The sequence below is a fragment of the Mycobacterium sp. 1165196.3 genome (assembly GCF_001673415.1).
In the GTDB taxonomy this organism is placed as follows: domain Bacteria; phylum Actinomycetota; class Actinomycetes; order Mycobacteriales; family Mycobacteriaceae; genus Mycobacterium; species Mycobacterium europaeum_A.
The window spans coordinates 1-5142 of record NZ_LZLU01000074.1 but is presented as its reverse complement, the minus strand read 5'-3'; the positions used below and the strand labels follow the sequence as shown (position 1 = coordinate 5142).

General features: G+C 69.3%; 7 protein-coding genes. 3 read left to right on the top strand and 4 right to left on the bottom strand.

Annotated elements, in window-relative coordinates:
* Positions 1 to 368 (top strand): P-loop NTPase (locus A5659_RS07520; protein WP_156748895.1); only part of this gene is annotated, 368 nt, incomplete at its 5' end.
* 4 nt (positions 369 to 372) lie between these two features.
* Here A5659_RS07520 and tatB read toward each other — a convergent pair.
* From tatB to sigE, 4 genes are all read right to left on the bottom strand, one after another.
* Positions 373 to 789 carry a Sec-independent protein translocase protein TatB gene (tatB, locus tag A5659_RS07515; RefSeq protein ID WP_066873539.1) on the bottom strand — a complete coding sequence of 139 codons (417 nt, stop codon included), beginning with the start codon at positions 787 to 789 and terminating at the stop codon, positions 373 to 375.
* Positions 789 to 2303 (bottom strand): S1C family serine protease, encoded by a 1515-nt coding sequence (locus tag A5659_RS07510; RefSeq protein WP_066873536.1) that lies wholly within the window; start codon positions 2301 to 2303, stop codon positions 789 to 791. The genes tatB and A5659_RS07510 overlap by 1 nt, the downstream gene beginning before the upstream one ends.
* Positions 2304 to 2465: 162 nt before the next feature.
* Positions 2466 to 2858: an anti-sigma E factor RseA gene (rseA, locus tag A5659_RS07505; RefSeq protein ID WP_197497946.1), complete on the bottom strand. Its 393-nt coding sequence runs from the start codon at positions 2856 to 2858 to the stop codon at positions 2466 to 2468.
* 130 nt (positions 2859 to 2988) lie between these two features.
* Positions 2989 to 3744 carry an RNA polymerase sigma factor SigE gene (gene sigE / locus A5659_RS07500; protein WP_066873531.1) on the bottom strand — a complete coding sequence of 252 codons (756 nt, stop codon included), beginning with the start codon at positions 3742 to 3744 and terminating at the stop codon, positions 2989 to 2991.
* A 201-nt stretch (positions 3745 to 3945) separates the two neighbouring features.
* Here sigE and A5659_RS07495 point away from each other — a divergent pair, with 201 nt between their 5' ends.
* On the top strand, positions 3946 to 4614 hold the full coding sequence (locus tag A5659_RS07495; protein ID WP_066873541.1) for an O-methyltransferase: 669 nt from the start codon (positions 3946 to 3948) through the stop codon (positions 4612 to 4614).
* Positions 4615 to 4752: 138 nt separating this feature from the next.
* A partial coding sequence (locus A5659_RS07490) for a TetR family transcriptional regulator (protein WP_156748893.1) occupies positions 4753 to 5142 on the top strand: 390 nt, incomplete at its 3' end.

Here is a 5142-nt window from a genome sequence, read left to right as displayed (position 1 = left end):
CCGCGGCCGAGGTCGCCGAGCGGGCCGGCAGCATCGCGCTGCAGACCCGTCAGCGCGTCGTCGGCGTGGTGGAGAACATGTCCGGCCTCACCCTGCCCGACGGCTCCACGCTGCAGGTGTTCGGCGAGGGCGGCGGCCGGCAGGTGGCCGAGCGGCTGACCCGCGCGGTGGGCGCCGACGTGCCACTGCTGGGTCAGATCCCGCTGGATCCCGAGCTGGTCGCCGCGGGCGACTCCGGCACGCCGCTGGTGCTGAGCGCGCCCGATTCGCCGGTCGGCAAGGCGCTGCGCGGGGTGGCCGACAGCTTGTCGTCACGCAAGCGCGGGCTGGCCGGCGTATCGCTCGGGCTCGATCCGACCCGGCGCTGACGGTTCAGGTCGCGTCGGTATCGAACGGCGTGTGACCGCCGGACTGCTGTTCGGCCGCCAGTGCCTGGCCGTTCGCGGCGGGCGGGGCCGGGTGCGGGGCTTGCGGCGGGGCGCCGTTCGCCGGTTTGTCGAAGGCTCCGGTCAGGAACGAATCGTCGCCGTCCAGCAGATGCTTGGTCAGCGCCGCGCGCGGTGTCATGCCCCGCAGCTTCTGCAGCTCGCTCAGCGGAACGCGCAGATCGTCGAACTCGGGGCCGAGGTCCTCACGCAGCTGACTGGTTACCCCGCTGAGGTAGTCGCGCGCCTGACGCAAGGCGTTGGACGTCCACCGGATGGCACCCGGCAGCCGCTCTGGCCCGAGGACCACCAGCCCGACCACGACGAGGACGAGCATGTGCTCCCAGCTCAGGCTGCCGAACATCAGCTTTGGTCAGGGTCTGGCTTGACCGTCAGCGTGACGTGCCGGCCGTCGCGGACGACCTCGATCGGCGAGTCCTGGCCAATGGTCAACTGCCGCACCGCGACGACGAACTCGTCGGCGTCGGCGACCTTGCGATTGCCGACCTTGACGACGACGTCGTTCTCCAGGACGCCGCCCTTCTGCGCGGGGCTGCCGGCCTTGACGTTGGCCACCTGGGCGCCGGAGGCGATCGCGTTGCTCACCGACCGGGTGCTGACCCCCAGCGTCGGGTGGACGATCTTGCCGTCCTTGATCAGCGTCTGGGCGACCTGCTTGGCCTCGTTGATCGGGATGGCGAAGCCCAGCCCGCTTGCGCTGTCGGACAACGACTTACCGGCGGTGTCGATGCCGATCACCTGGGAGTCCATGTCGATCAGCGGGCCGCCGGAGTTCCCGTGGTTGATCGACGCGTCGGTCTGCAGCGCGTCGATCACGGTGTCGGTGTCCGAGCCCTCGCCCGACAGCGGCACCGGCCGGTGCAGCGCGCTGATGATGCCGTGCGTGACGGTGCTGCGCAGCCCCAGCGGCGCACCCGCGGCCAGCACCTCGTCGCCCACCCGCACCTTGTCGGAATCACCGAGGCGCGCCACCGACAGGTTGTCGACGTTGTCGACCTTCAGCACGGCCAGGTCGGTCTTGGGGTCGCGGCCCACCAGGTTCGCCGGCACCTCTTTGCCGTCGTTGAAGACCACGGTCGTCTTGAACTGGCTGGGGTTGTTCGCCGCCTCGGAGATGACGTGGTTGTTGGTGACGATGTAGCCGCGGCCGTCGATGACGACGCCGGAGCCCTGCATGCCTTCCTGGTCGCTCTTGGACTCGATGGTCACCACGGCGCCCGCCGTCGCGGCCGCAACCTTGGCGAACCGGCCGGCCGGGCCTTCGCCGTTGCCGCTGGTGGACAGCGTCACCTTCGAGGTGGTGAAGGCCTCGGCGACTTCGGCCGTCTTGCGGCCGATCACCCCGCCGAGCACACCGATGACCAACGCGATCAGCAGCAGGACCAACAACGCGAGGTAGGACACCTTGCCGCCGAACAACACGTCGCGCACGCCCAGTTTGCCGCCGTAACCCAGGGCGGTACCGGAACGCGACGGCGGCACCGCCGGCGTGCCCAATGCGGCCGCGGCGCCCGGGTCTCGCCAGGGGTCGTCGAGCTCGTCGGGCCCCACACCGTCTTTCTCGGCGGCCAGCGCATTGGCATCCACCGGGTGGCGCTGCAGCGAATCGGGGCTGCCGTCCGGCCGGTGGAACGCCTCTTGCAATACGGGGTCGGCCGGTCGGTCGCTGGGCCGGAATTCGGCCTGGTCGCGGTACTTCTGCGGACGGACTCGTTCGGCCACGAACGACCCGCGCAGCCCCTCGGGACGACCGAACTCCCGGCGCGACGCGGGGTCGACCGGCGGACGCGAGATGGGGCGCGGCGCTAAGCGGTTGCCGCTGTCTTTTGCTTGGTCGTAGCCTTGGTCGGAGGTCACGTTGTCCCTTTTGGATCCTCTGCTTGAGCGCTCGAGACGGGCCTTTGCCGGGCGAAATACGCGGCACCGGCGTTGTCCGTGTCCACCCTAGTATCCATGGCCCGCCATCGGTCGGCATGAACGCGCGCGGGGGACGCCTCGAAGGGGCGGGGCGCCGATCGGCTACCGGCGCTTGCGCCGCTCCCGGCCGTCCCGATCGGCGAACCGGTCGGCGGCCATGGAGGAGTCGTCGGGCGACTCGTAGGGAATGTCGGCCAGCATGCCGAGCAGGGTGCTGGGGATGCGGATGGGGCGCGAATCGCGCAGCGCCGCGCGGGCCCGGCTCTGGTCCTCGACCTCGGCCGCGCACTGGGCGCACAACGACAGATGATGCGCGGCGCGCAGATGGGCGTTCATCCGCAGTTCGCCGTCGACGAACGCCGCGATCGCTTCGACGGACAGGTGCTCGGTGGAGCCGAACTGGCGGGGGGCGCCGATGGGCGCGTCGCTCTGGGAGGCGAACTGAGCGGGGAGCCAGGAGAACGCGCGGCGGAACACATGTCCACGATCGGGCATCACCAACTCCTCGCCACTCATTTCTTATTGCCGCCTTATGTCGAATGTAGCGCGACAGACCGCGCGATACCGAGGGTAAGGCCGCAAAGCCGCTGAATAGCTGCCCGAACGTTAGGCGGGCGACCGGTGATTACGCCGACTTGGCGCGCGCCACGTCGTGGTCGGGGTGCGCGGCCAGGTAATCCCGCAGCGCCTGGCGCCCGCGGTGAATGCGGCTGCGCACGGTGCCCAGTTTGACGCCCAACGTGGCGCCGATCTCCTCGTAAGACAGGCCCTCGATGTCACACAGCACGACGGCGGCGCGGAATTCCGGCGGCAGTGAATCGAGCGCGGCCTGCAGGTCCGGGCCCAGCCTGGAGTCGTGGTAGATCTGCTCGGGGTTGGGCTCATCGGCGGGCACCCGCTCGTAATCCTCGGGCAACGCCTCCATCCGGATGCGCGAGCGCCGGCGCACCATGTCGAGGAAGAGGTTGGTGGTGATGCGGTGCAGCCAGCCCTCGAACGTCCCGGGCTGGTAGTTCTGCACCGACCGGAAGACCCGGATGAAGGTCTCCTGGGTGAGGTCCTCGGCGTCGTGCTGGTTGCCCGAAAGCCGGTAAGCCAGCCGGTACACGCGGTCGGCGTGCTGGCGCACCAACTCGTCCCACGACGGCATGGCCGCCTTGTCCCCGGTCGCGTCGAACACCGCGGTGCCGTGCGGCGCGTCGGACGGCTCCACCCACTCGTCGGCGGGGAGCCCCTGCGCGTGCGACATGCTGGAGGGGCTGAGAAGCGTGGTGATGATCGAATCCTCCGAATCGGGCGTGCCAAGTAGTGACACTTCGTCACTGGCGGCAACAGGTAGTTCCCAGTCGGTATTCCCGGTCCAACGCCCTCCGCGATCCATAGGGCTACCGTCGCGTACCGGAGTATGTGCGGTATATGAACAGTCTGAGCTGAACCTGAGAAACCGTATCGTTACCTGCGCTGTGCAGGAGATATCCATCGCGCAGTGACCTTAAACGCATCGGCACAGTTGGGCGTGTCACCCCGATCGGACTCAGGCGCGCCTGCCGGACCGCGCGGCGAAGTGGAATACGCTGCGGGCATGGACGGCACCGACGCAGAAGCCCCCGGCCAGACGGCGCCCAGTCGGGCCGATGCGCTCTTCGCGCACGCCGAAGCCTCGATATCGGAAGACGCGCTGTTGGCGGCCGCCCGCGAGCGGGCCGTGGACATCGGTGCGGGCGCGGTGACGCCGGCGGTCGGTGCGCTGCTGAGCCTGCTGACCAAGCTCAGTGGCGGCAAGGCCGTCGCCGAGGTGGGCACCGGCGCGGGCGTCAGCGGCCTGTGGTTGCTGTCCGGCATGAGCGACGACGGTGTGCTGACGACCATTGACCTCGAACCCGAATATCTGCGGCTGGCCAAGCAGGCGTTCACCGAAGCCGGCATCGGACCGTCGCGCACGCGGCTGATCGGCGGCCGCGCCCAGGAGGTACTCACCCGGCTCGCCGACGCGTCCTATGACCTGGTGTTCATCGACGCCGACCCGATCGATCAGCCGGACTACGTCGTCGAGGGTGTGCGGTTGCTGCGGCCCGGCGGCGTGATCGTGGTGCACCGCGCCGCGCTGGGCGGACGGGCCGGCGATCCGGCCGCCCGCGACGCCGAGGTGGTCGCGGTGCGCGAGGCGGCGCGCCTGATCGCCGAGGACGAGCGGCTCACCCCGGCGCTGGTGCCCCTCGGCGACGGCATCCTGGCCGCCGTTCGCGACTGAGTCGCCCCGGGCCATCTTTTCGCACCAGGCGCCTCCGTCGCCTTGAGCTCGGGTTTACCGGGACGGTCCGCATCTTTATGAATTTTTGACGCGCGCCCTCCTTGACCGCGGGCTGAACATGCGTTTAGCGTACTGAACATGCGTTCAGCCGACCTGACGGCCGCCGCCCGGATCAGAGATGCGGCCATCGAGCAATTCGGCGAGCACGGGTTCGGCGTCGGCCTTCGCGCCATCGCCGAAGCGGCCGGCGTCAGCGCCGCGCTGGTCATTCACCACTTCGGCTCCAAAGAGGGCCTGCGCAAGGCGTGCGAGGACTATATCGCCGAGACGATCCGCGGCAACAAGTCCGAGGCGCTGCAATCCAACGACCCCGCCACGTGGTTCGCCCAGATGGCCGAGATCGAGGAGTACGCGCCGCTGATGGCTTACCTGGTGCGCAGCATGCAGACCGGTGGCGACCTGGCGAACATGTTGTGGCGCAGGATGATTGACAACGCCGAGGAATACATGGCAGAAGGCGTGCGCGCC

Excerpts from the sequence above, each read along its gene's own strand:
- sigE (WP_066873531.1), bottom strand. The coding sequence starts at position 3,744 with ATGGATCGCGGAGGGCGTTGGACCGGGAATACCGACTGGGAACTACCT.
- A5659_RS07495 (WP_066873541.1), top strand. The coding sequence starts at position 3,946 with ATGGACGGCACCGACGCAGAAGCCCCCGGCCAGACGGCGCCCAGTCGG.
- tatB (WP_066873539.1), bottom strand. The coding sequence starts at position 789 with ATGTTCGGCAGCCTGAGCTGGGAGCACATGCTCGTCCTCGTCGTGGTC.
- rseA (WP_197497946.1), bottom strand. The coding sequence starts at position 2,858 with ATGCCCGATCGTGGACATGTGTTCCGCCGCGCGTTCTCCTGGCTCCCC.